Raw genomic sequence first — 26,999 nt, 5'->3', positions numbered from 1 at the left:
GTTAAAGTGCTTTTTTAGAGTTTTTTAAAATGAAATTAGTGGTATCTTTGAGTATAATTTTGCTTTCTTCTTGAATATGCCCATCTGCAAAGAGTAGCGTATTTGATAGTTAGTTGTATCGAAAGATATAAGTTAATAATAACAAATCAAAATCTAAATCGGAGGCCCTTTCAAAGGCCTCCTTTTTTGTGGGTTATGCTAAGTGGAGCTTAACGGATGTTTTGGTCCGTTTTAGGAATTTCAATTCATTTTAAATTTAAGTAATCGGGCGTCACAAAAGAGTTAGATTAATCATTGGACAATTGTTTTAATACTCTAACGATCAATTAGTTAAATATTGGTTAAAGTGCTTTTTTAGAGTTTTTTAAAATGAAATTATTGGTATCTTTGAGTATGATTTTGCTTTGTTCTTGAATATGGCCATCTGCAAAGAGTAGCGTATTTGATAGTTAGTTGTATCGAAAGATATAAGTTGATAATAACAAATCAAAATCTGAATCGGAGGCCCTTTAAAAGGCCTCCTTTTTTGTGGGTTATGCAAGTGGAACTTAACGGATGTTTTGGTCCGTTTTAGGAATTTCAATTCATTTTAAATTTAAGTAATCGGGCGGCACAAAAGAGTTAGATTAATCATTGGACAATTGTTTTAATACTCTAATGATCAATTAGTTAAATATTGGTTAAAGTGCTTTTTTAGAGTTTTTCAAAATGAAATTAGTGGTATCTTTGAGTATGATTTCGCTTTGTTCTTGAATATTGCCATCTGCAAAGAGTAGCGTATTTGATAATTAGTTTTATCGAAAGATAAAATCTGATAACAACAAATCAAAATCTAAACTGGAGGTCTATAAAAAGACCTCCTTTTTTTTTGGGCATAACACAAATATGGCACTTTTATAATTTTGTTTTTTTAATGCATTTTTTTGGGTAATCTCTCCCATTAAATATTACAGATTGCGAAACTACTATTAACGGCATTAAATAGATATGGCTGAGATTTTTAAAACGGTCGAATGGCGTTAAATATTGGTTAAATGCTGATTTACAATTGATTAATATTAAAATAAATAATACCTTTAGGTGTGATTCTGATTGAATACTTGGGAATGTCAATCTTATAATGAGATTGATTACTCACAATAGACTATACCAGTAACGGTAAGAGTTAATATCGGTAATTCAGAATTACATAGGAGGTCCTTTAAAAGGCCTCCTTTTTTTATGTAGTTTCAGTTTTAATGAATAGAATTTAGAATTAAAATCAAAACGTAATTTCTGATATATTTTTTATTATTATCGCAAAAGTTCTAGTAATTACCCAAACAGATCAATAAATTTTTTATACTTTCCGTACTTTTTTTAAAATGAAATGTTTTATTTAAAAAAATAGAAAAACATGATTTGAAAAGGGTTTTTTAAAACTAAGAAACTCTTTATTTCGTAGGTATATAGATTTGAAAGTAATTTACTAAACATGGATAAAAAAAAGCAACTACAATTTTCGGTTATTTTGAAATTACTATTTTTTATCTTGTTTTTTTCAAACACTTATTCACAATATGTCTTTAGCAGTGATACAATTCCTAAAGAAATTTCTTTGCATAATCACACCATAATTGCAGATGTTGGACAGAGAGAACTGGAAATCGACTATGTTGTTGCTAATTATAACACTTTGCGTCCGAAAAAACTTCTTAGTGAAAATGATGATTTAGGATTTACACAAAATCATTTTTGGTCAAAAACAGAAATTAAAAATCTAACAAATTCAAAACTGAATTTTTATTTGGAAACAGCACGTCCTATAACAGATTTAGTAGAATTATTTATTGTTGATGCCTCTGGAAAAATAACTACCAAGATTAGTGGGGATAATCTGCTCTATTCCAAACGGAGTTTTGATAATCGCAAAACTATTTTTGAAATTGAAATAGCACCAAAATCCAATCTGCAGTTGTTTATGCATTTGAAGAGTGACGGTGAGGTAATAAAAATTCCCATGCTGCTCTATTCGTCGGAAAGGTTTATCCAAATGATTTCAGACGAGCAATTATTTTTTGGAATTTTTTATGGCATTTTGTCTATCACAGCTATTATCTATTTTTTCTTCTTTTTTGCTTTAAATGAAAAAATATTTTTATACTATAGTTTGTACGTTTTATTTGTTGGTTTACTACAATTTGCTTTAGATGGTTTTTTCTACAAGTACATCACACCGCATGCAGGATGGTTTTCAAATCATAGTGTATTATTTATTGCGATAATTGCCGTTTTTTTGTCGGGAAAATACAGTGAATTATTTTTGAAGATTAAAACGAACAGTAAGAAAATTTATATTCTGTTTAATATAGCTTACGCATTACTGTTTTTATTATTATTTTGTATCATTTTTATTCCCTCGACTTTATTATTTTCCTACGTTTTAGTAAATGTTCTTACGCTGGTGTTTTTGATGTTAATTGTCTGCTCGATAATTTATTTATACTATAAAAAAAAATCCATAGATCCCTTTTTCACAGCTGGTATTTCGTTTCTGATCATCGGATTCGGAATTTTTATATTATATAATTTCGGATTATTACCGAATACTTTTTTTACTCAAAACAGTTCAAAATTAGGGACTGGATTAGAAGTTGTTTTTCTTTCACTTTCGATGTCGAATTTGATTCGGAATTTAAAAAATGAGAAAAATGAACTCAATCGACTGGCTTTGATTCGCTCGGAAGAAATGAATGATTTAAAATCCTATTTCTTATCGAATATCAGTCATGAATTGCGGACACCGTTGAATGCGATTATGAATTTAATTGATTCTATCTCTAATGAGGTACAGGATGATAAAATCAGAAAAAATTGCCAAATTATAAAGTACTCTTCTCATAGTTTATTGAGCTCGGTGAATGATATTTTAGACTTTTCTAAAATCGAAAAAGGAGAATTAAAGCTCGAAAAGAATCAATTTGATCCCGTTCAGGTTTTTGAAAATTTAAAGAATAATGCCATTAACAGGGCCGAAGATAAAGGATTAACATTTCAGTTTTCTAAATCAGGTACTTTTCCGGATTTAATAATCGGGGATGTTAATCGATTGGTTCAGATAGTAAATAATGTACTAAATAATGCCATCAAATTTACAACAAAAGGATTTGTCAAATTTCATGTGGATTGCCAGTTGAAAGGTGGAAATAAAGCCAGGTTGATTTTGACTGTTTCAGATTCCGGTGTAGGTATTCCAAAAGATAAAATGGAAAGTATTTTTGATTCCTTTTCTCAAAATAATATTGATAATAAGCGAAAATTTGGTGGACTTGGTTTGGGGCTTTATATCGTCAAAACTTTAGTCGATATGCAAAACGGAACCATCCAAATGGAAAGTAAAATAAACGAAGGGACGACTTGCGTTATTACAATTGATTTTGACATTTCAACAGAAAAGAGAAAGCTGGAAGCTTCCCCTAAAGCTGTTATTGATGATTTGGCAGGAAAATCCATTTTAGTGGTAGAGGATAATCCAATCAACCAAATGGTGATAAAAATGATAACAAAAAAATGGTTAAACACTACTGTAATTTATGCTAATAATGGTGAGGAAGCACTGGATGCATTTAAAACAAATCAATTTGATATCGTATTAATGGATCTGCAAATGCCAATCATGGATGGGTATGAGGCAACAATTGCCATTAGAAATGGCGAAGCTGGAGCGCAAAACAGTAACATTCCCATTATTGCAGTAACCGCCGATGTGATGGAAACCACAAAAGAGCGTGCCAAGGAAATAGGAATGAATGATTATTTGTCTAAACCAATAAAGAAAGAAACGTTATATGAGGCGGTTAAAAAATTAGTTTAACTGTAACGCAAACGAACATAAACGTGTTTAATACCTTTTTTATCCGATTCTCTTTCATCGATTTCAAGTATATCAGTCAGCGATTTCAGCATAGGAGTTAGTTTTGAAAAGCCATAATTTCTAGGGTCAAATTCAGGTTTTCTCTTAACGATAAAGTTTCCTACATCACCAAGAAAAGCCCAGCCGTCATCATCACAAATATCTTCTATCGTGGTTTCAATAAGTTCTATTGTCTGTACATCAATTTTATTTAATGATTTCTCAGTTGGTTTTTCAATTGGTTTTTCAACGGGTTTCTTACTGTCTGATGTTCGTTTTTTTGCTTTTTTCTTAATAGCGCCATCCAAAACTTCGATATAAATGAAACGGTCGCAAGCTACAATGAATGAGTTTGGCGTTTTTTGTTCACCGATTCCAATGACTTTCATTCCCGATTCTCTCAGTCGTATAGCTAAACGTGTAAAATCAGAATCACTGGATACGATACAAAAACCATCCACTTTATCGGAGTACAATAAATCCATGGCATCAATAATCATCGCTGAATCGGAAGAGTTTTTACCAACCGTATAACTGTATTGTTGAATTGGAGTAATCGCATGTTCTAATAAAACACTTTTCCAGCCTCCGGCATTCGGTTTAGTCCAGTCGGCATAAATACGTTTGGTGGTGGGTGTTCCAAATTTAGCAATTTCTTCCATCATTCCTTTTACATTGCTGTACGGAACATTGTCAGCATCAATGAGAACGGCTAATTTTAATTCTTTTGTATCTTGTGACATAAATTTCTAATGTTGAAATATTTATTCAAATATACAAAGTTTATTCCTGAATATGTTTTTTAGACCTGATCGAAACGGCATCCTTTTGCGCCGATTTTTCTTCGGCGCAAAAGATATAGTGTAGAGCAGGAGATAGCTGCAAATAATCATTAAGTTAATGCTTGAAAAATAAATTTACTTTCAAGTCCTTTATAAAATTTAAATAATTATTTTTGCAACTTCTTAAAATTAAAATTATTACTTGATATATTATGGTAAAAGATTTATTCGAAAGGATTCAAAACAATAAAGGACCTTTAGGAAAATGGGCTTCACAAGCAGAAGGTTACTTTGTTTTTCCTAAATTGGAAGGTGAGTTGGGTCCAAGAATGCAGTTTGGTGGAAAAGATATTTTGAACTGGAGTTTGAATGACTATTTAGGTCTTGCTAATCACCCGGAAGTGCGTCAGGCAGATACGGAGGCAGCAGCACAATATGGTGCCGCTTACCCGATGGGAGCGCGTATGATGAGTGGTCACACTAAATATCATGAGCAATTAGAGAATGAATTGGCAGCTTTTGTAATGAAAGAATCGGCATATTTGTTGAATTTTGGATACCAGGGAATTATGTCAACAATTGACGCTTTGGTTACAAAAAATGACGTAATTGTATATGATGTTGATGCACATGCTTGTATTATTGATGGCGTTCGATTGCACATGGGCAAACGTTTTACATACCGTCACAATGATCTTGCAAGTATGGAAAAAAACTTGGAGCGTGCTACAAAGTTAGCGGAAGTAACAGGAGGAGGAATTCTTTTTATTACCGAAGGTGTTTTTGGAATGCGCGGACAACAAGGAAAATTGAAGGAAATTGTTGCCATGAAGGAAAGATTTAATTTCCGTTTGTTGGTTGATGATGCACATGGTTTTGGAACACTAGGAAAAACAGGTGCCGGAGCAGGTGAGGAGCAAGGTTGTCAAGACGGAATTGATGTATATTTCTCTACTTTTGCAAAATCGATGGCTAATATTGGTGCTTTTATAGCCGCTGACAAAGACATTATTGATTATTTGAAATACAACTTGCGTTCTCAAATGTTTGCGAAAGCTTTGCCAATGATACAAACAATCGGTTCCTTAAAACGATTGGAATTATTGCGTAACCACCCGGAATTGAAAGATAAATTGTGGGAAAATGTAAATGCGTTGCAAAACGGATTAAGAGAGCGTAATTTTAATATTGGTGACACGAACACTTGTGTGACTCCAGTATATCTTGAAGGAAGTGTGCCGGAAGCAATGATTATGGTAAACGATTTAAGAGAAAATTATGGGATTTTCTTATCGATTGTGATTTATCCTGTTATTCCAAAAGGCATCATTTTATTGAGAATGATTCCTACTACGTCTCATACTTTATCAGATGTTGAAGAAACATTAACTGCTTTTGAAGCGATTCGTGAGAAACTAGAAAATGGAACATATAAAGAGATAGCTGCTAGAACTACGGTTGATTTAGATGCATAATAAGTAATAAAGTTTTACATATTAATCCATCATTCTTCGGAATGATGGATTTTTTTTTTTGAATTTTAGTGTTCTAGGAAATAGTGTATTTATAAAACTAAGCAATGGTTAAAATTTAATGCCGTATTTTAATAAAGCATTAAATTTCTTTGCCATAGATTTCACAGATTAGCACAGAATAATTCGTCACTTAACTTTAAAAATCTTTTTAATCCGCACAAACACTGGCAAAAAAACTTTTTAATAATCGCGACAATATATCTTTCTAGCTAATTAAATAGAAAATTTATTAAAAAAGTAATATTATTGGGTGTCATTTTTATAAGTGCTTTTGCTTCTTGTAAAAAAGAAAAGGAAAAAGTTTCTGCTGCTTCAGAAAAAAAATATTGTAGAAGAACGAGAATTTAAAGAATATTACCGGACAATCCTTAAAAAGGACTGTATTTCATGGATTTTGAATATAAAAAAGGGTCAGCTTTCCTCAGGAAATTTGAGCTATAATTTTTTTGAGAAAGATAAAAGTATAGGAACACCAGAGTGAGAAATAAAAGGAGACACGATTTACGCGAATCATGCTTTCATCTCCGAAGGCAATTCATCTGCTGGCGAGGTTGCTTTGTTGAAAAAAGGTGATTCTTAAGTTGAAGGTTTTTGTGATTTGATTGATTACAATAAAGGGAAAACGATTTTTTAAAGATAGAAAAACAATAAGAATTTGATGGAAATGTGGTTTTGTTAAAAGAGGATTGTGAAATTTAAATCGAAAACGGCTCAGAAATGAGCCGTTTTTTTTATAAATCGATGCGATAAGTACACCGTCTTTTATGTACAACAGTATCAAAATGTTTCCATAAATTAATACTGGCTGCATTATCTGCCAGTTCGGGTGTTCTAAAGCAATTGATAATGCCTTTCTCTTTAAAAGTCTCGTAATATTCTTTAAAAATGATTGCCGTTACTGCCTTATTTTGATAATCCGGATGCACGCCTATCAAATAGAAAATAACGTCTTTAGTATGTTTTTTAGCTAGAAGTAAATGAAGAAAACCAAAAGGGAATAATTTTCCTTTTGCTTTTTTCATCGCTTCAGAAAAAGAAGGCATCACAATGCTAAAAGCGACAATATTATGGTCTTTGTCTTCTACAAATTTAATATATTCAGGATTGATGAAACTGATATATTTTTTCTTGAAATATTCTTTTTCGGTGTCTGAAATGGCGACAAAAGAGGATAATGAAGCATACGATTCATTGAATAAATCAAACATTTTATCCACATGTGGCATTACTTCTTTGGTTGTTTTGAAATTTAAAGGTGATAATTGGTATCTTCTTTTTACCAGATCATTTGCCTTTTCAAAAAATTCCGGTTTTACGTTTGAAAAAGGAAATTTACTTTCAATGTATTCTTTTTCTTTAACGTAACCCAATTGTTCAAAATGTGTCGCGTAATATGGATTATTGTACCAAGTAATCATGGTTCCCATCTCGTCAAAGCCCTCGGTAAGTACTCCAACTTTGTCCAGATTTGAAAACCCCATAGGACCTTCAACATATTCTAAATTATTTTTTCTTCCTAATTCATATACTTTTTCTAAAAGTACTCTGGTAACCTCAATATCGTCGATTACATCAAACCAACCAAAACGGACTTTCTTTTTTTGCTGTTCATTTACTTCACTCCAATTGATAATTGCAGTGATCCTTCCGACAATTTCATTGTTTCTTTTTGCGATATAAAAATAGGCTTCTGCCTTTTCGAAAGCAGGATTTTTTGTTTTGTCAAAGCTCTCCAGTTCATCTGCAATTAATGGAGGAACCCAGTTTTTATTGTTTTTATATAAAGAAAAAGGGAATTTAATGAAATCGGTTAATTCACTTTTAGTTTTGGCTTCTTGAATTGTAATCATTCTGTTTTTGAAATTCTATGTTTATCCTTTTTTTGTCTTTTTCGCTCTTTTGTCTGCTTTTTTTCCGGAATCTCCGCCAGAGTCGATATTTACCCGCACTTCTTCATAATTTGCGTCATAACGCCATGAAACTCCTATTCCGCCGTAGAGAATTGACGGTGTGTTTTTTAGGCTTGTACTTACTGATGCATCTATTTGCATGTCTTTATTTATCAAAAAAGCAGCGCCTCCGCGAACAATGGCATCACTGTAAAAATCACTTTTGAAACCCTGATTCTCTATAAATCCGGACCATTTATCACTGATTCCTTTAGTTAAAGTCAATACATAACCATAACTTGGAAAATCAGTCGTTACATAATCTCCTATTATATTGGTTACGAAAACCCAACTTCCGTCACCTAAATGGTTTTGTGTAATCAACATAATCTTGGGAGAAATGCTGGATTCCCGAGAAAAAGAATACGGATTATCTGCCATTGTAAAATTAGCTCCTGCAAATACCGAAACGGCAGGTACTAATTGTCGCCAGTTAAAACTACGATTGGCTTTCCAACTGTATATATTAACCTTTTTCTCGTAATTTTTAAAAGGATCGTAAATTAAATATTTGGCTCCTAAAACAGTTTGCTTGAAGTCCGCTCGCTTTGTTTTAGTGAATAATTGAGTGTATTCTTCATTTTGGTATTGTATATCGGCTATCAACTCTAACTTTTCCATGAACAATCCCCAGCGCAATGTTGCATCTACACCAAAACCATTGGCGTCATATTTCAATAAACTGTGGTTTTGCTTGATGCCATAAATTCCTGTTTCTATTTGAATTACAGACTTTCCGACTGCAAAAGCCGACATAGTTTCACCGGGTCTGTTAGAATTAATTTGATCCGTATGTTGGCCATAATGAACACAAGGAATCATCAAAAGAACTGTGGCAATTACGTTTTTGATTTTGAACATCTTATTTTTTTTTTCGGTTAAAAAGTAATAACGTTTTTTCAAATGTACTATATTTTATTATTTATTTAAGAGAGATATTTTAATTTTGAACCGTTGATTTATTAATTTTGAAAAAAATTATACATTTATGCAAGCAGCTTCTTTTACTGGTATTCTAAAAGCAATTTTTTATATGATTGCTTTCTACTATATTTTTCGATTTTTAGCAAAATTATTTTTACCGTTATTGGTAAAAAAAGTAGTTGAAAAAGCTGGGCAAAAATTTCAGCAACAACAGCAACATTCTCAGGAAAATCCCTGGAATAAAACGACTGCCAAAGATGAAGTAATTTATAATACAGCGAACACCAAAAATCCGCGCGAAACCAAAAAAGTGGGAGAGTATGTTGATTACGAAGAAATAGATTAAATTTGTCGTAATTAACAAGCTTTTTACTCTAATCCAAACTTTTTTAAATTGAAAATAATAAATAAGTTCTACCCACACGCGCTGGCAATACTTGGTTTTGTGCTCGTTTCTTTAATCTATTTTTATCCTGTACTTCAAGGAAAACAAATTTTCCAGTCTGATATTGTTCAATATACCGGAATGGCTAAAGAGCAAAATGACTTTAGAAACACGCAAAATGCGGAACCTTATTGGACAAATTCAGCGTTTGGAGGAATGCCAACCTATCAATTAGGTGCTAAATATCCACATGATTACATTGGTGCTTTAGATGATGCGTTGCGATTTTTACCGCGTCCTGCAGATTATTTATTTTTATATTTTCTTGGATTTTACGGTTTGATGCTTGTTTTAAAAGTAGATCCTTTAAAAGCATTTTTTGGAGCGTTAGCCTTTGGTTTATCTACCTATTTAATTATCATTCTTGGCGTTGGTCATAATGCCAAAGCACATGCAATCGCTTATATGCCGCTGGTTATTGCCGGATTTATTCTGGTTTTTCAAAAAAAATATATTCTGGGAGGTTTGATTACGCTTTTTGCGACAGCACTGGAAATCAATGCGAATCACTTCCAAATGACGTATTATTTATTGATTTTTCTATTACTTCTTTCTGGGTATTTTATCTATCAGCAAATCAAAGAAAAGGATTATAGATCAATGCTTTATTCTTTCGGGATTTTGGCGGTAGCCGGAATTTTTGCTCTTGGTGCAAATGCAACCAATTTACTGGCAACAGTCGAATATGCAGATTTCAGTACGCGTGGAAAAAGCGAATTGACTTATAATCCCGATGGTTCAAAAAACACCAGTAGCAGTGCGCTGACTCACGACTACATCACGGAATACAGTTACGGAATTACCGAAAGTTTCAATCTGATTGCACCTAGACTTTTTGGTGGTTCAAATAATGAAGCGGTTGGAAAAGACAGCAATATGTTTGAATTCATGATTGGTCAGGGTGTGCCGGAAGATCAGGCAACTGATTTTGTTTCCGGAATGCCAACCTATTGGGGAGACCAGCCTATTGTTGCCGCTCCTGCGTACATAGGTGTTGTGGTTTTCTTTTTAGGAATTATGGCTTTGTTCATCGATAAACGTAAAATAAAATATGTATTCCTTTCGGGAGCTGTGGTTGCATTAGTACTTTCATGGGGGAAAAACTTCCCTTTACTGACAGACTTTTTTATTGATTATGTTCCAATGTATAATAAATTCCGAGCAGTTTCTTCGATACAAGTTATTCTTGAATTGTGTTTCCCTGTGTTGGCGATTATGGGATTGCAGACTTTTTTCCAATTGGATAAAAAACTGCAATGGAAAGCGTTGTATGAATCGGCAATTTTGGGTCTTGGAATTATTGTGATTTTGTTTTTAAGCAAAAGCTTATTCAGTTTCTCAGGTGGAAATGATGCTTATTTCCAACAAACGTACGGTCCGGATTTTGTAAATGCATTGAAACAAGACAGGATGACTTTGTACAGTGCTGATTTATTGCGATCTGGCTTCTTTATCCTAATAACAGCAGGCGTTTTGTGGATGGCTATTAAAGATCGATTTGCGCAAAATACGGCTATTATAATCGTAGGATTGTTAATGGTTTCCGATTTGTTTTTTGTGGATAAAAATTATGTTTCAGGAAAAGATTTCGTCAGCGGCAGAGATGTAGAAGTTCCTTTTCAAGAATCTCCTTCCGATGTTGAAATTTTAAAAGATACTACGCATTACAGAGTTTTCGAAGTTTCAGGGAATTTGTCCAGTGCCAGAGCATCTTATTTTCATAAATCAATTGGCGGTTATAGCGCAGTGAAACCACGAAGAATGCAACAGTTATTTGATTACCAAATCGCGAATAGCAATATGGAAATACTGAATATGCTTGATGTGAAGTACGTGATTCAAACCGATAAAGAAGGACAAGAATTTCCAACGTCTAATCCTAATGCTAACGGCAATGCTTGGTTTGTAAGTCAAGTAAAATTGGTGAATTCTGCTGATGAAGAGATGAAAGCGCTAGATAGTTTGGATTCTAAAAATGTGGCAATCGTAAATACTAAAGATTTTGAAATTAAAAAGACGGCTTTCGCCAAAGACAGTTCAGCGACTGTAACTTTAGAAAATTATAAACCTAATCACTTGACATATACATCCAACAATTCACTGGAAGGATTAGCCGTTTTCTCAGAAATGTATTATGGAAAAGGATGGAATGCTTATGTCGATGGAAAAATTGTGGATCACATTAGAGTTAATTATGTTTTACGGGGATTGCAAATTCCGGCAGGAAAACATAAAATAGAATTCAAGTTTGAGCCTCAAGTCGTAAAAACCGGAAGTACGATAACGTTAATTAGTTCCATAGGAATGCTGTTGCTTTTGATTGGTGGGATTTATTTTGAAAGGAAAAAATCCGTGTAATTAGGTAGAGACGCACTGTAGAGACGCACTGCAGTGCGTCTTTACAGTGCGTCTCTATCATAAAACAATTAAATTGAAACCAGAACCCAAAAAAACTTTAATAATTACCTATTATTGGCCGCCTGCTGGAGGACCTGGAGTGCAACGTTGGCTTAAGTTTGTCAAGTATTTGCCGGATTTTGGCGTTCAGCCGATAGTTTATATTCCGGAGAATCCTACGTATCCAATTGTGGATGAAAATTTAGTTAAAGAAGTTTCGGATAAAGCGATTATTGTGAAACAGACCATTTTTGAACCGTATCAACTGGCTTCTTTTCTTTCGAAAAACAAAACTAAAAAAATCAGTTCAGGAATTATTCCCAATCAGAAAAAACAATCTTTTCTGGATAAAACTTTCCTTTGGATTCGAGGAAATCTTTTTATTCCCGATGCACGTGTTTTTTGGGTAAAACCATCGGTTGCTTTTTTGGAGAAATACATTTTGGATAATAATATTGATACGATTATAACTTCTGGACCGCCGCATAGTTTGCACCTTATTGGATTAAAATTAAAACAAAAATTAGATTTAAAATGGTTTGCTGATTTCCGTGATCCATGGACGACAATTGGCTATCACAAATCTTTGCGATTGTCCAGTTTTGCTGCCAAAAAACACAAAGCTTTAGAACATCAGGTTTTGAATACAGCCGATACCATTATTGTAACGAGCAAAACTACCAAAACCGAATTTCAGGAGATTACCAATAAACCTATTGAAGTTATCACCAATGGTTATGATACGGAAGAAGTTGAAAAACAAACTCTAGATTCTAAATTTTCTTTAGCACATATAGGTTCTTTTCTTTCGGAGCGAAATCCTTTGATTTTATGGGAGAGTCTAGTTGAATTGATTGAAGAAATTGCAGACTTCAAATCGCATTTAGAAATAAAACTTATCGGAGCCGTTAGTCAGGAAGTTTTGGAAACCATTTCTCAATTTGGACTTAATTCCTACTTGAATAATTTGGGTTATGTCTCGCATAGAGAAGCGATTGCGCACCAACGAAAGTCCCAGGTTTTATTGCTTATTGAAATTAATTCAGAAGATACTAAAAGCATTATTCCGGGAAAATTATTCGAATATATGGTTTCAAACAGACCTATAATTGCAATTGGACCCAAAGATTCTGACTTTTCCGAAATTATTACGAATACCAACACAGGCGTATTTTTTGATTATTCAGAAAAAATGAAACTTAAAAGTGTAATTTTGGATTTTTATAATCAATTTTTGGAAGGAAAATTACAATCAAATGGAGTTGGCTTGCAAAACTATTCCAGAAAAAACTTGACGAAAGATTTAGTTCAATTGCTTAACAAAATGTAAATTAAAAGTGAGACTGCTTTATGCCTCGCAATGATAAAATAATGGGAATAGTATTAAATCAATCTTTAAAGAATACAATAATAACCTATTTTGGTTTTGGTATAGGTGCAATTAACACGCTTTATTTATATCCAATTTTTCTTGGGGCCACTTATTACGCAGTAACCAATTATATACTTTCTGTTGCTAATGTAATCATGCCATTATTTGCAATCGGGATGCAAAATACATTAGTAAAATTTTATTCCCAATGTGAAAATGATGAAGAAAGATCCCGATTTTTATCCTTTACAGTATTGTTCCCTTTGCTTTTATCCATTCCTTTAATTTTTATTGGTTTTATTTTCTTTGATGATATTATATTTTTTGTGTCAAAGAAAAACCCAGTAGTTAAGGATTTTATTTGGCTTATTCCATTTATAGGATTGTGCATGGCTTATTTCGAAATTTTTTACGCTTGGGCGCGAGTGCATATGCATTCCGTTTTTGGAAATTTTATCAAAGAAGTAGGACTCAGGTTGTTTTCTCTGTTTGCGTTGATTGGCGTCTATTATGGATGGATAACCGTTGTCGATTTTGTTTATATTACTGCCGGAATATATTTTTTAGCTCTAATTATCACGATGGGATATGCGTTTTATATCAAAAGACCACGTTTTCAGTTTGCGATACCACTTAATGTAAAAGGTATAATGGAGTATACTTTTTATATTATATTATCAGGAAGTGTGGCTAATTTGTTGCTGGATGGAGATAAAATTATGCTAAACCAGTATATGGTTATTGAAAACATTGCCTATTATTCGATTGCCACATTTATTGCTTTGGTAATTTCAGTTCCCAGTCGCGCCATGCACCAAATTGTCTATCCCATTACAGCCAGACTGATGCATGATAATAAGCATGATGAATTAAATGCTTTGTATAAAAAAACTTCCATTAACCTGCAAGTAGTGGGTGGTTTCGTGATGTTGGGAATTTTTGTCAACATCAACCAGTTGTATGAAATCATTCCAAAAGAATATAGTGGTGGAATTTTAGTTGTGTTTATGATCGGATTGTCTAAATATTTTGATTTGATATTAGGCAATAACAATGCTATTATCTTTAATACGAAATATTACAGAGCTGTGCTGTTTTTAGGTGTGTTTTTAGTAATTGTAGCCATTGGTCTGAATATGATTTTTATTCCTTTGTACGGAATCATGGGCTCTGCTTTTGCAACATTATTATCGATAACTTTTTACAGCATTGCCAAATTGCTTTTTGTGGTAAAGCGTTTGCATTTATATCCATTTACTAATCAGACTTTATATTCCCTGGGAATAACATTAATATTATTTCTACTGTTTTATTTCTGGGAATTTCCTTTTAGCCCTACAATTAATATTATTTTGAAATCAGTATTAATTGCGCTGTTATACGTTTATGTGAATTACAGATTTGTTATTTCTGTCGAAATAAATCAAGCCATCGATACTGTTTTAAAAAGGTTAAAGTAGCTAGTTTTTTGTTTTTTTGAGATAAATTTATTTCAAATAAAATCTTTTTCAGCATATTTTTAAATTCATAAACGATAATTATTAGGTTATAAAATATCACTAAAAGTGGGTATTGCATTGTTTTAAAAATGACATTATTTTTGCCATAATTATTCTACTTGACTACGAAGCCAATTAGTTAAGATGATTAACCTCCAATAATTATGAAAAGCAAAACGAATATAAATAATGACAATTTGATAAAATTTTCATCTATTTTAAAAGATAAAACAAATAACGGATTTATAGTTTTAGAACGAAATGATAAATTACCGTATGCCGTTTTATTAAAAAAGAAAAAAAAGGTGGATCATCTTTTTAATTTTTGGATCTTTTGTGCTACCCTTGGACTTTGGTCAATAGCTTGGATTTACATTACACAAGTTTCGTCAAAAGCTAAAAAGATTTTAATAGCAATTGATGAAGACGGAAATCCTTTTGAAGAAAAATGCTATATGGGTTAATTTTGTTATAATTTATCTTTCAGATAGATCCCAGTAACAGATTCTTTTATTTTCACGACTTGTTCCGGAGTTCCTACTGCTAATAATTTTCCACCATTTTCTCCGCCTTCGGGACCCAAATCTATAATCCAATCGGCACACTTTATTAAATCAAGGTTGTGTTCAATAACAATAATCGAATGGCCTTTGTCAATTAATGCATCAAAGGAAGCCAATAGTTTCTTGATGTCATGAAAATGCAATCCCGTTGTAGGTTCATCAAAAACAAACAAAGCCTTATCTTTTGTCGCTCCTTTTACCAGGAAGGAAGCTAGTTTTATGCGCTGTGCTTCTCCACCGGAAAGTGTAGAAGACGATTGTCCTAATTGCACGTAACCCAATCCAACATCTTGCAAAGGCTGTAATTTCTGAGTGATTTTAGTTTGTTTATTATCTATAAAAAAGGCAATGGCATCATCAATGGTCATCGTTAGAATATCATGAATGTTTTTACCTTCAAAAGCGACTTCCAAAACTTCTTTTTTAAATCGTTTTCCATTACAGGTTTCACAAGGCAATTGCACATCGGCCATGAAAACCATTTCTACGTTGATGGAACCTTCTCCTTTACAGGTTTCACATCTTCCGCCATCAACATTAAAAGAAAAATGTTTGGCCTGGTATCCTCTTATTTTTGATAGTTTTTCTTTGGCATACAATTCCCGAATGTCATCATATGCTTTAATATATGTTACAGGATTAGAACGGGAACTTCTTCCTATTGGGTTTTGATCTACATATTCGATGTGTTTAATTTGAGCGAATGAACCACTCATTTCAGTAAATTGTCCTGCTTTTTCACCAACATTTTCCAGCTTTTTTTGCATGGCCGGAAAAAGGATTTTCTTAACAAGCGTACTTTTTCCACTTCCCGAAACTCCGGTAATTACCGTTAATACATCTAAGGGGAAAGTAACATCAATATTTTGAAGATTATTTTCTCTGGCTCCTTTTATTTCGATAAAATTCTTAAATAATCTTCTTTTTTTAGGGACGGTAATTTCTAAATCTCCGTTCAAATATTTCGCTGTAAGTGAAGTTGATTTTAAGATCTCGTCGTAGGTTCCCTGAGCGACTAAATGTCCGCCTAAAGTTCCCGCTTCCGGTCCAATATCTATAATCATATCAGCGGCTTTCATGATGTCTTCATCGTGTTCTACCACGATTACCGTATTTCCTAAATCGCGTAAGGAAAGCAATACTTTTATCAGTCGTTCTGTATCCTTTGGGTGTAAACCAATGCTTGGTTCATCCAGAATATACATAGAACCCACTAAACTGCTTCCGAGTGAAGTCGCTAAATTGATACGCTGCGATTCTCCTCCGGAAAGCGTTGCTGAATTCCTGTTTAATGTCAGATAATCCAATCCTACTTCGGTTAAAAAGGCCAAACGGTTGTTGATTTCCACCAATAATCGTTTCGCAATTTGTTTTTCATATACATCTAAATCAATGTTTTTGAAAAATGTAACCAAATGTTTTATCGGTAAGTCTACTAAATCCGAAACTGTTTTTTCATTGATTTTCACATAGGAAGCTTCAATCCTTAAACGTTTTCCTTTGCAGGAATGACATTTGGTTTTGCCTCTATAACGAGAAAGCATCACTCTGTTTTGTATTTTATAATTCTTTTGTTCTAGCTCTTTGAAGAAATCATTCAAACCTTGAAAATAGCTATTTCCATTCCAGATTAGCTCTTTTTGATCTTCCGATAGTTGGTAATATGGTTTGTGTATTGGAAAATCAAATTTATATGCCTTGTTAACCAGTTCATCTTTGTACCAACTCATGCTTTCCCCTCGCCAAGGGAAAATAGCATTTTCAAAAACGGATAAAGTGGTATTTGGAACGACTAATTCGGCATCAATCCCAATAATGTTGCCATAGCCTTCGCAAACTGGACATGCTCCGTATGGATTATTAAAACTGAATAAATGAACGTTTGGTTCCAGAAATGTAATGCCGTCTAATTCAAAATTATTAGAATAGGAATACTTTTTATCGGAGTTCAATTCCTGCAAATGGCAAATTCCTTTTCCTTCAAAGAAAGCAGTTTGTACCGCATCGGCCAAGCGATTATAAAATTCTTCTTCGCCAGAAGTGTCGTGATTAATTACAATTCTATCAACGATTAAAAAGATTTGTTTTTTATCTAATGAATCCGGTAAATCGTCCAAACGGACCATTTCATTATTAACCAATATTCGGGCAAATCCCTGTTGTAAAAGTACTTTTAGTTTGTCTTCCAGTTTTCGTCCCTCTTCCAAATGAATCGGAGCAAGCAGTAACCATTTGCTGTCCAATTCAAAAGTTTTCACATCAGAAACGACATCTGTAACAGTGTTTTTTTTGACTTCACGACCAGAAACAGGGGAATAAGTTCGTCCAATTCTGGCAAAAAGCAATTTCACATAATCGTATATTTCGGTAGAGGTTCCTACTGTAGATCGCGCATTTGTTGTATTCACCTTTTGTTCGATAGCAATCGCTGGAGCAATTCCCTTAATATATTCCACTTTTGGTTTGTCCAATCGTCCAAGAAATTGTCTAGCATACGAGGATAAACTTTCGACATATCGGCGTTGGCCTTCGGCATATAAAGTATCAAAAGCCAAACTTGATTTACCAGAACCAGAAAGTCCGGTAATAACCACTAATTTATTTCGGGGGATGGCGACATCTACATTTTTTAGGTTGTGAACTTGAGCGCCTTTTATGATGATATTTTTCTTTGGATCTAATTTCGAAAGGTCAACTTGCATAAAAATTATAATTTTTACAAAAGTAATCAATTTTCAACAGAGAAAACGGAATGAACAACTCACAAATAATCATTAAAAGCGCTGTCGAAAATTGATTTTTATCATTGTATAGTTTTTATGTTTTTTATCCAATAAATAAATACTATTTTAGTTTTATTTTTGAAAAAATTAACATCATCATTCCATTGAAAACAAAACTATACATTTTTCTTTTATTAATGTCTTTCTGTGCATTTTCGCAAGAGTTACCGCCAATTGTAAAATACACGTCTAACACTTATGGAGCAGGAAATCAGAACTGGATGATTGCGCAAGATCAAAATCATTATGTTTTCTTTGCAAACAATGAAGGATTATTAGAATTTAATGGATCTGATTGGGAGTTATATCCATCGCCAAATGAAACTATTGTTCGCTCTGTTAAAGTGATTGGAAATAAGATTTTTACGGGTTGCTACATGGAATTTGGTTTTTGGACCCGACAAGCAAATGGAAAATTAAAATACACTTCTCTAAGCAAAACATTAAAAAATAAGATTCTTGATGATGAACAGTTTTGGAACATATTAAATTATGATCAATGGGTAATTTTTCAATCCCTTAATAGAATCTATATTTACGACACTAAAACTGGAGGTTTCAAAATTATTGCTCCTAAAAACAATATCACCAAATCGTTCCGAACAAAAAATGCGATTTATTTTCAAACAATCAATGAAGGACTTTTTGAAATAGAAAGTGGAAAAGGACGTTTGGTTTCTAACAATCCAACTTTACAAAGCAATAAAATTGTCAATGTTTTTGCCATTGATGAAGGACTTTTAATCCAAACACAGCAGAATGGTTTTTATAAGCTTATAGGAAGTGTTTTGACTAAATTTTCTACTGAAGTTGATTCGCAATTGGCTGCCAGTAGTGTTTACAGCAGCCAGTTGCTTTCGGATGGAAGTTTTGCTTTGGGAACTGTTTCTAATGGGATTTTCATAATTGATAGTAGCGGAAAAATTAAATATCACATTACTCAAAACAAAGGATTGAGTAACAATACGGCGTTGTCGTTGTATGAAGATGTCGAAAAAAATCTTTGGGTAGGGTTGGACAACGGAATCAATTGTATAAACCTGCAGTCACCAATACAAAACTTTGTTGATGACACCGGAATTCTTGGGACAGTTTACACTTCAAAACTATATAATGGCAATTTGTATGTGGGCACCAATCAAGGTTTGTTTTATAAAAATTACCTGACTAATGATGAATTCAAATTTGTCACGGGAACGAAAGGACAGGTTTGGTCTTTGTTTGAGCACGATGGGACACTTTTTTGTGGTCATGATTCGGGAACATTTGTCATTGAAAATGCTGTCGCAAAAAATATATTTTCAGCATCAGGAACATGGAAATTTGAAACAGTGCCTAACAAAAAAGGACTTTTGCTTCAAGGAAATTATTACGGAATTTCAGTTTTGGAAAAAACGAATAATCAGTGGGGTTTTAGAAATAAAATAGCCGGATTTGATTATTCTTCTAAATATTTTGAAATTACAAACAACTTGAATGTGTTCGTAAGCCATGAATACAAAGGCGTTTACAGACTGGAATTAGACAGTAATTTATTGAAAACAAAACCTTTTGTTACCTATAAAACGCCCACAAAAGGTAAAAATGCCAGTTTAACAAAGTTTAATAACATCATTTATTATGCGAATAAAGAAGGCATCTTTAAACTGAATGAGAAGACAAAACAATTCAGCAAAGATGATTTATTAAGTTCCGTTTTCGAAAAAGACGAATACACTTCAGGAAAATTGATTGTCGACAACTCCAATAGAATATGGCTCTTTTCAAAAAACTACATTCATTATTTTTCACTGAGTAAATTAAGCAATCAACTGAAACAAAATGTGATTCCTATTCCCGCTTCATTGACTAATTCGATGTTGGGTTATGAAAACATTACTCAAATTTCTAATTCTAATTATTTGATAGGAACCACCGATGGATATTATATTTTAAATCTTAATGATTTGAGTTTTAACAACCATAGTGTTTCAATATCGGAGATTTCAACAAATAAGCTGAATGAAAGTTCTGTAAACCGTTCTATTCTGGAAGAAGGCAGTTTTAAATATGATGAAAACAATATAACTATCAATTATACGGTTCCCGAGTTTAATAAATACATTAATGCTGAATTTCAATATTTATTAGAAGGATTTCAGGACGATTGGAGCGAATGGAGTGCCAAATCAACGGTAAATTTTAAAAACTTGCCTCCAGGAGATTATACATTCAGGGTGAGAGCTAAATTTGCAAATTCTATTTTGGAGGATGCAGCTGTATATTCTTTCACGGTAACGAAACCTTGGTATTTAGCCAATATTGCTCTCTTTGTGTACTTCATTTTTTTAATTGTTTTAGCTCGATTTATTCACAAAACTTATAATAATTATTATCAAAAGCAAAAAGAGAAATTGATAGACGAGAATAATCTTTTGTTAGAGATTAAAGAGCTCGAAAATGAGCAAGAATTAATGCGAGTTAGAAACGAACAACTTTCTCAAGATGTGGATACTAAAAACAGAGAATTAGCCGTTTCCACGATGACTTTAAATAGTAAAAATGAATTGTTAGCTTTTATAAAAGCCGACTTGAAGAAAACTCCTGATGATGGTAACAGAAGTATAAAATCAGTCATCTCTACAATTAATAAAAACATAACAGAAGGTGATAGTTGGAGTGTTTTCAAAGAAGCTTTTGATAATGCGGACAAAGACTTTTTGAAAAAAATGAAACAGGCTCATCCATCTTTGACGCCAAACGATTTGAGATTGTGTGCCTATTTAAGATTAAACCTTTCATCGAAAGAGGTTGCACCTTTACTCAATATTTCTGTCCGAAGCGTTGAGATAAAAAGATATCGTTTGCGTAAAAAAATGGAATTACTGCACGAACAAGGACTTGTTGAGTACATTTTAGCTGTATAGTTTACTTTAATTCCGTAAAATAAAACCATACATTACCACAACATTAACGTTATTGTTGTGGTTTTTTTGTTTTACAGAAAAAGCGGGTTCCATAATTTCTTCTTAATTTTCAATACTTTTTTTGATTATTGGAAATTAAACAGATAATTTTTTGCAATGTATGTTTTTTGTAGAGGTTCTTTTTGAATTATTAATAGTGGTTTCTGTTAATTTTATAAAATCAAAAATCACCAAAAAAAAATAAAGAAACCAATTTACATCACTACTTACTTATTCTTGACGACAAGCTATTGTCTTCATAAACTATAATCTAAGGGGAGTATTGCATTACTGAAGACTTTTCGCAATTTAGATTAAAATGAAAAGGGAAATAAGAATCCATAAGCAACAAAGATTTTAACTCGAACTGCTAAGCTCATTTAAATAATTACTGTTCAATAACTTTTGAAAGAATCAAATTAAATTTATTAAAATATGAAAATGAATATTCTAAGATTACTATTTTTCTTAATAACAACAACTGTTTTTGCACAGCCTAATAAAGTCTCGGTCGTTTCTAACGAGAAGGGAATGAAATTAGTTGTTGATGGAAAAGATTTTATGATCAACGGTATGAACTGGGATTACTACCCTATTGGGACTAATTTTTCCTATAGTTTATGGAAACAGCCAGATGACGTTATTAAAGCTGCACTTGACGCTGAAATGGGTTTGTTGAAAAACATGGGAGTTAATGTAATTCGGCAGTACACCGGTGTACAACCAAAGTGGGTTCAATACATTTATGAAAAATATGGTATTTATACTATGCTTAACCATTCTTTTGGACGTTACGGACTAACTCTAAATGGGAATTGGGTGCCTAATACCGAATATTCTGATTCCCGAACTCGTGAATTACTTCTGAAAGAAACAAGAGATATGGTTCAAGAATATAAAAATACTCCCGGACTTTTATTATTTTTATTAGGAAATGAAAATAACTATGGTCTTTTTTGGGATGGTGCTGAAACGGAAAACATTCCGTTAGAGGATCGAAAATCTACTGCCAGAGCACGTTCGTTATACAAGCTCTTCAATGAGGCAACCTTAGAAATGAAACAAATCGATGCCTCGCATCCAATAGCGATTTGTAATGGAGATTTATTATTTTTAGATATCATTAAAACGGAATGTCCAGACATTGATATTTTAGGAACTAATATGTATCGTGGTGTTTCCTTTGGGGATGCTTTTACAAAGGTTAAAAATGAAATAAATAAGCCTATTTTGTTTACAGAATTTGGTGCTGATGCATTTAATACCATTAATAATAGTGAGGACCAAAAATCTCAAGCATATTACATGGTAGGAAACTGGAAAGAAATTTATGAAAATGCAGCAGGAATTGGTAAAGCAGGAAATTCACTTGGAGGTTTTACATTTCAATTTAGTGATGGCTGGTGGAAATATGGTCAAACTAAAAATCTTGACATTCATGATACTAATGCTTCTTGGTCAAATGGAGGATATTCCTATGATTTAGAGGGTACTAATAATAATATGAATGAAGAGTGGTTTGGTATTTGTGCCAAAGGACCAACAAATGAACGTGGTTTATATGATCTTTATCCACGTGCAGCTTATTATGCATTGAAACAAGCGCATAATGTTAATCCATACGCTCCAGGCGAAAATCTTGAGAGCATACAAAATTCTTTTGCAAATATCCAGTTAATGGATGCTGTTTTAAAAGCTCGTGGAGATAAAGCGGCGCTATTGGGTAGCGGCAGCGAAAAAATTCGTATCAGTAATATGAGAGCTGAGTTTACTACATTCAATACCGGTGGAAGTTTAATTACTACCCCGAAAACTGCAGATCCTGAATCGACTGTTTATCCTAATAAACTTGGATTTGACCACATGCAGTCCTTTTTTGTAGGCGTTGAAGGCAATCCATCTTCAAACATGCGTGCTAATGTCAATTTCAGTATACTTGGCAATGTTGCTGAAAATCCAATTGATGAAGTTTTTTATGAAAACCGTGGCCGCAGTAGAACTGTCTTAACTGATAACGGTCCCCTTTTATTAGATGACATTAATAGAGTTAAAGTTTATAATGCAAGTTACACTTGGGATGCAAAAGATTTTGAATTAAGAGGTTTCTACAGGACGGGTCATTATCATTGGGGATATGAAGGTGATTTTTTTGGGTTATATCCTGAGGCTAACTATGGACCAAATTTAGATATTTATAATGGAGAAACCTCTGGTTTTGAAGTTGATGGTAAAAGAGCATTAAAAGGCTTTAAAGCTGCTTTTGGGCCACAATTGTGGTGGGGAGCAAACCCTGCAGTTCTATTGAAATACGCGACAAAGATTGGTAAGTTCGATTTTGCAAGTGTTTATCATGAAGATATTGCTGATGCTCAGCGAGCTGTTTCATCAATTGCAGTTCCGTTACCTAAAACAAGAAGACTGTCAATTTATTCAAAAACAAAATTTGGAGATTTAGGAATTGAGCTTGGCGCTATATGGGGTGGGCAACCGTTAAATGGAAGAGTATTTCAATTCACTGAAGGACAATCAGGAAATTATGTAATTTTTACTGATAAGGTTAATTCAACAGATAATTGGGGGGGGAAAGCAAAAATAACATACTCCAAAGGTTCATTTAACTGGTATTCACAAGCTGCAGCTATGGGATTAGTTGCTAATGGTGGTGCTGATTATACTCAAACATTTACCGGGTGGAGATTAAAAGACAGTGGAAGTGGAAATCAGGTTAATGTTCTTTCCGGTTTTACCTTTAGTACTGGTAATTTCCAAATTGCTCCAAACTTTTTATGGCAAAAACCTATTGTAGCGGCTATGCCAAATGATGTGCAAGCGCCAGGAAGATTGCGGAATATACAGGATGATCCATTTGCTGTAAGAGGGAATAGAGAAACATTGGCAGGAGAATTATTATTGACTTATGATCCAACACCTGCTACTTGGATGTATGATTGGGATAATGACATGACGGAGGACGCTAAGTTTGCCATCAGTAGTGGGTTTGTATTTCGTCATTTACCTACTGCTCAAGATGCTGCTGTTGGAATTCTTGCCGATGGGCGACAAACATTTGCTTTTCCTAATTCAGCTCCTGCACATGACTTATGGGAATCAAATACACGGATAGTATCTAAATTAACACCATATTTTGGATTAATAGGTAATTTTTACTTTGGTAATGCCCAAGCAAATGGTGGTGATGCTAGATTAGTGGAGCGTTTGGGAGGTGATATCAGAGTTGTCTATAATAAGACTAAATTAGTAAGTTCTGTAAAAGTTAACGATTGGGGTCCATTTGATTACCATCGAGATTTCAACTTGACGTATCCTATGCAGTTAATGCTGGATTTATCTACTTCAGTAGGAAAGCCTAATTGGTTTATATTACCAGACACTAAAATTGGTATTCGTGGAACGTGGCGTACTCTTGATCAATATTCACCACGTTATTCTCCTAATGAAACACTTCCATTTGCAACATCGCCTATTTTAAGTCCTATAGGATTTCCGAATGGAAATGAATGGGAAATTAGAACATATGTACATATTAATATTGGAAAATAAAAAAGATACAAAATGAAAAATAGAAAGTATATATATTTAAAAAACAGCTTCGTTTTAGGATTGTTTTTTGCCGCTTCTGTAAGTTGCGATAGAGAAATTTCCGATGAAGTTCAGTTTGCAACTTTTCCAAACTCTCCAGAAGTTTTTATGGACGGCTTTACCGGTGGATTAAACTACTTCCCGTTTGAAGGTTCTTATTTTCAGGCTTTTACTGTTGATCAAGAAACAAAATACAAGGGGACTTCTGCTATGCGATTTGACGTGCCTAACGTGGGTGATCCATTGGGCGCTTATGCAGGTGCTATTTTTCGTACAGAAACAGCGCGTGACTTATCGGGTTACGATGCATTGACGTTTTGGGCAAAGGGAACTCAAGCAGGTTTAATTAACGAAATTGGCTTTGGTCAAGATTTTGGAGAAAACAAGTACTTAGTAACCACAGATTTACTACTCACTACAGGTTGGAAAAAATATATAATTCCAATTCCTGACGCTACTAAATTAATCGCAGAAAGAGGAATGTTTTGGTATGCTGAAGGACCAGAAAACGGTAAAGGGTACACTTTTTGGATTGACGAATTGAAATTTGAAAAGTTAGGAACTATTGCACAACCTCGACCATCTATTTTAAAAGGCGAGGATAAAGTAGAAATTCAGTTCTTAGGAAATTCAATAAGTATGGCTGATTATGGATTGACACAAACATTTAATTTGGAATCTGGAGTAAATCAAACAGTTACTGCAGCCCCCGCTTATTTTTCTTTTAAATCATCTAATATTGAAGTGGCTAGAGTTAGTGATATAGGAATTGTAACTCTTGTTGGTAGGGGTACATCTAAAATAACAGCTTCTATAGGTGGTGTTAAAGCAACTGGATCTTTAACGGTTAATGTTCCTGGATCTTTTCCTGTTGCTCCTGTCCCTACTTTGGATCAAAATAAGGTGATTTCAATATTTAGTGACAAATATACAAACGTACCCGTAAATTATTATAATGGCTATTGGGCTCCTTTCCAGACTACTAGAGGTGAGCAAGCAATTATTGACGGCCAAAATGTACTAAACTATACCGAATTTAATTTTGTGGGTACTCAGCTTACTACTCCATTAAATATTTCAGAGATGACACATTTCAGTGTTGATATCATGATGCTAGAATTACCTACTGATATTGATCTTCTTCTCACATTTAAAAATGAAAATAGTGCTGCTACTACTTTTCAACAGAACCGTATAGGTCAAAGTTATCAACTAGACCCAAGAGCTCCAGTGGTTTATCCAAGTGCTAATTTTAAAGCAGGAGTATGGTCAACGATAAAAATTCCAATTAGACCAACCTCAGAAACTTCACTAGACAAAACTGGTGTCAATTTAATCATTATTGAAAATATAAAATCTTCTAACGTTAAAACTATTTATGTAGATAATATGTATTTCTATAAAGAGTAATAGTAATGGAGAAAATATTAAAACGAAAAAAAATGAAAAAAATAAATATAAATTTAATGCTAATAAAAGGACTAGGTTTTAAGTCTCTCTTTTTGGCACTGCCATTATTTGTAATTTCTAGTTGTTCATCTGATGAAAAGCAAACGGTAGCACAATTTACTGAACTAGTAATGCAAGATGAGTTTACTACAGACGGTGCTCCAAATAGTACTATCTGGACTTATGACTTAGGAACCGGTAACAGTGATACTGGAGCAGGCTGGGGTAATAATGAGCTCCAATCCTATACAAATCGCACCGAAAATGTAAAGGTTGAAAACGGATATTTGTTAATTACCGCTAAAAAAGAGTCGTTCAATGGAGCATCTTATACTTCTGCAAGATTAACAACGAAAGGTCTATTTGAGCAAGCTTACGGACGATTCGAAGCTCGCATAAGAGTGCCTTATGGTCAAGGAATTTGGCCTGCGTTTTGGCTACTAGGTGCTAATTGCGACGAAGTTGCTTGGCCTCAATGCGGTGAAATAGACATTATGGAATATCGCGGGCAGGAACCTACAACAGTGCTAGGTTCTGTGCACGGTCCTGGATATTCTGGTGCAAATGCAATCACAAAAAGCTATAGCTTATTAAATGATCGTTTTGATACGGGCTTTCACATATTTGGGATTGAATGGGGTCCAGACTATATCAATTACTATGTGGATGATGTTTTATATAATCAGATAACACCATCTAATGTTAAGGGAGAGTGGGTCTTTGACCATCCTTTCTATATCATTATTAATCTTGCTGTTGGAGGTAATTTTGTAGGTGCTCCAAATAGCGAAACAGTTTTCCCACAAACCATGTTGGTTGACTATGTGAGAGTGTATAAAAAATAGTAGAATAATCTAATAAATA

Annotated in this window: 15 protein-coding genes; 11 read left to right on the top strand and 4 right to left on the bottom strand. The window is 33.5% G+C overall.

All coding sequences use genetic code 11. The features are described 5' to 3' along the window. Positions 1-1,474: 1,474 nt before the first annotated feature. Positions 1,475-3,853: a hybrid sensor histidine kinase/response regulator gene (locus E0F89_RS11935; RefSeq protein WP_131910002.1), complete on the top strand. Its 2,379-nt coding sequence runs from the start codon at positions 1,475-1,477 to the stop codon at positions 3,851-3,853. Here the strand turns inward: E0F89_RS11935 and E0F89_RS11930 are convergent. Then, positions 3,850-4,635, bottom strand: a complete 786-nt coding sequence (locus E0F89_RS11930) for an NYN domain-containing protein (protein WP_131910001.1) — start codon at positions 4,633-4,635, stop codon at positions 3,850-3,852. The two genes, E0F89_RS11935 and E0F89_RS11930, sit on opposite strands and share 4 nt — an antisense overlap. Positions 4,636-4,886: 251 nt before the next feature. Between E0F89_RS11930 and E0F89_RS11925 the strand changes: the two genes are divergently transcribed. After that, positions 4,887-6,149: an aminotransferase class I/II-fold pyridoxal phosphate-dependent enzyme gene (locus E0F89_RS11925; protein WP_131910000.1), complete on the top strand. Its 1,263-nt coding sequence runs from the start codon at positions 4,887-4,889 to the stop codon at positions 6,147-6,149. Between the two features lie 791 nt (positions 6,150-6,940). Here the strand turns inward: E0F89_RS11925 and E0F89_RS11920 are convergent. Beyond that, positions 6,941-8,059 carry a GTP cyclohydrolase gene (locus tag E0F89_RS11920; protein WP_131909999.1) on the bottom strand — a complete coding sequence of 373 codons (1,119 nt, stop codon included), beginning with the start codon at positions 8,057-8,059 and terminating at the stop codon, positions 6,941-6,943. Positions 8,060-8,080: 21 nt separating this feature from the next. Next, positions 8,081-9,019 (bottom strand): transporter, encoded by a 939-nt coding sequence (locus E0F89_RS11915; protein WP_165930018.1) that lies wholly within the window; start codon positions 9,017-9,019, stop codon positions 8,081-8,083. A gap of 127 nt (positions 9,020-9,146) precedes the next feature. On the opposite strand from E0F89_RS11915, the gene E0F89_RS11910 reads away from it, so the two are divergent. From E0F89_RS11910 to E0F89_RS11890, 5 genes are all read left to right on the top strand, one after another. Beyond that, on the top strand, positions 9,147-9,428 hold the full coding sequence (locus E0F89_RS11910) for a DUF4834 family protein (RefSeq protein ID WP_131909998.1): 282 nt from the start codon (positions 9,147-9,149) through the stop codon (positions 9,426-9,428). A gap of 48 nt (positions 9,429-9,476) precedes the next feature. After that, positions 9,477-11,885: a YfhO family protein gene (locus E0F89_RS11905; RefSeq protein WP_131909997.1), complete on the top strand. Its 2,409-nt coding sequence runs from the start codon at positions 9,477-9,479 to the stop codon at positions 11,883-11,885. Between the two features lie 73 nt (positions 11,886-11,958). After that, on the top strand, positions 11,959-13,254 hold the full coding sequence (locus tag E0F89_RS11900) for a glycosyltransferase family 4 protein (RefSeq protein WP_131909996.1): 1,296 nt from the start codon (positions 11,959-11,961) through the stop codon (positions 13,252-13,254). A 41-nt stretch (positions 13,255-13,295) separates the two neighbouring features. After that, a complete protein-coding gene (locus E0F89_RS11895; protein WP_131909995.1) occupies positions 13,296-14,756 on the top strand; it encodes a lipopolysaccharide biosynthesis protein in 1,461 nt (486 codons plus the stop codon). Between the two features lie 203 nt (positions 14,757-14,959). Beyond that, on the top strand, positions 14,960-15,259 hold the full coding sequence (locus tag E0F89_RS11890) for a hypothetical protein (RefSeq protein ID WP_131909994.1): 300 nt from the start codon (positions 14,960-14,962) through the stop codon (positions 15,257-15,259). A gap of 5 nt (positions 15,260-15,264) precedes the next feature. Here the strand turns inward: E0F89_RS11890 and uvrA are convergent, their stop codons facing one another. Beyond that, positions 15,265-18,060 (bottom strand): excinuclease ABC subunit UvrA, encoded by a 2,796-nt coding sequence (gene uvrA, locus E0F89_RS11885; RefSeq protein ID WP_131909993.1) that lies wholly within the window; start codon positions 18,058-18,060, stop codon positions 15,265-15,267. A gap of 185 nt (positions 18,061-18,245) precedes the next feature. Between uvrA and E0F89_RS11880 the strand changes: the two genes are divergently transcribed. From E0F89_RS11880 to E0F89_RS11865, 4 genes are all read left to right on the top strand, one after another. Beyond that, on the top strand, positions 18,246-21,047 hold the full coding sequence (locus tag E0F89_RS11880) for a triple tyrosine motif-containing protein (RefSeq protein ID WP_317126098.1): 2,802 nt from the start codon (positions 18,246-18,248) through the stop codon (positions 21,045-21,047). Positions 21,048-21,521: 474 nt separating this feature from the next. Continuing rightward, positions 21,522-24,647, top strand: a complete 3,126-nt coding sequence (locus tag E0F89_RS11875) for a glycoside hydrolase family 2 TIM barrel-domain containing protein (RefSeq protein WP_131909992.1) — start codon at positions 21,522-21,524, stop codon at positions 24,645-24,647. Positions 24,648-24,659: 12 nt separating this feature from the next. Beyond that, the gene (locus tag E0F89_RS11870) at positions 24,660-26,096 is read left to right on the top strand and encodes a CIA30 family protein (RefSeq protein ID WP_131909991.1); all 1,437 of its coding nucleotides are present in this window, start codon (positions 24,660-24,662) and stop codon (positions 26,094-26,096) included. A 32-nt stretch (positions 26,097-26,128) separates the two neighbouring features. Next, positions 26,129-26,980, top strand: a complete 852-nt coding sequence (locus E0F89_RS11865; RefSeq protein ID WP_131909990.1) for a glycoside hydrolase family 16 protein — start codon at positions 26,129-26,131, stop codon at positions 26,978-26,980. The last annotated feature ends 19 nt before the right edge of the window (positions 26,981-26,999 follow it).

The sequence above is a fragment of the Flavobacterium caseinilyticum genome, assembly GCF_004349085.1.
GTDB classification, from domain to species: domain Bacteria; phylum Bacteroidota; class Bacteroidia; order Flavobacteriales; family Flavobacteriaceae; genus Flavobacterium; species Flavobacterium caseinilyticum.
This window is presented reverse-complemented; position numbering and strand designations above follow the sequence as displayed.

Coding starts and splice junctions, on each gene's coding strand:
- E0F89_RS11870 (WP_131909991.1), top strand. CDS start 24,660: ATGAAAAATAGAAAGTATATATATTTAAAAAACAGCTTCGTTTTAGGA.
- E0F89_RS11935 (WP_131910002.1), top strand. CDS start 1,475: ATGGATAAAAAAAAGCAACTACAATTTTCGGTTATTTTGAAATTACTA.
- E0F89_RS11920 (WP_131909999.1), bottom strand. CDS start 8,059: ATGATTACAATTCAAGAAGCCAAAACTAAAAGTGAATTAACCGATTTC.
- E0F89_RS11925 (WP_131910000.1), top strand. CDS start 4,887: ATGGTAAAAGATTTATTCGAAAGGATTCAAAACAATAAAGGACCTTTA.
- E0F89_RS11910 (WP_131909998.1), top strand. CDS start 9,147: ATGCAAGCAGCTTCTTTTACTGGTATTCTAAAAGCAATTTTTTATATG.
- E0F89_RS11930 (WP_131910001.1), bottom strand. CDS start 4,635: ATGTCACAAGATACAAAAGAATTAAAATTAGCCGTTCTCATTGATGCT.
- uvrA (WP_131909993.1), bottom strand. CDS start 18,060: ATGCAAGTTGACCTTTCGAAATTAGATCCAAAGAAAAATATCATCATA.
- E0F89_RS11915 (WP_165930018.1), bottom strand. CDS start 9,019: ATGTTCAAAATCAAAAACGTAATTGCCACAGTTCTTTTGATGATTCCT.
- E0F89_RS11890 (WP_131909994.1), top strand. CDS start 14,960: ATGAAAAGCAAAACGAATATAAATAATGACAATTTGATAAAATTTTCA.
- E0F89_RS11865 (WP_131909990.1), top strand. CDS start 26,129: ATGAAAAAAATAAATATAAATTTAATGCTAATAAAAGGACTAGGTTTT.
- E0F89_RS11895 (WP_131909995.1), top strand. CDS start 13,296: ATGGGAATAGTATTAAATCAATCTTTAAAGAATACAATAATAACCTAT.
- E0F89_RS11875 (WP_131909992.1), top strand. CDS start 21,522: ATGAAAATGAATATTCTAAGATTACTATTTTTCTTAATAACAACAACT.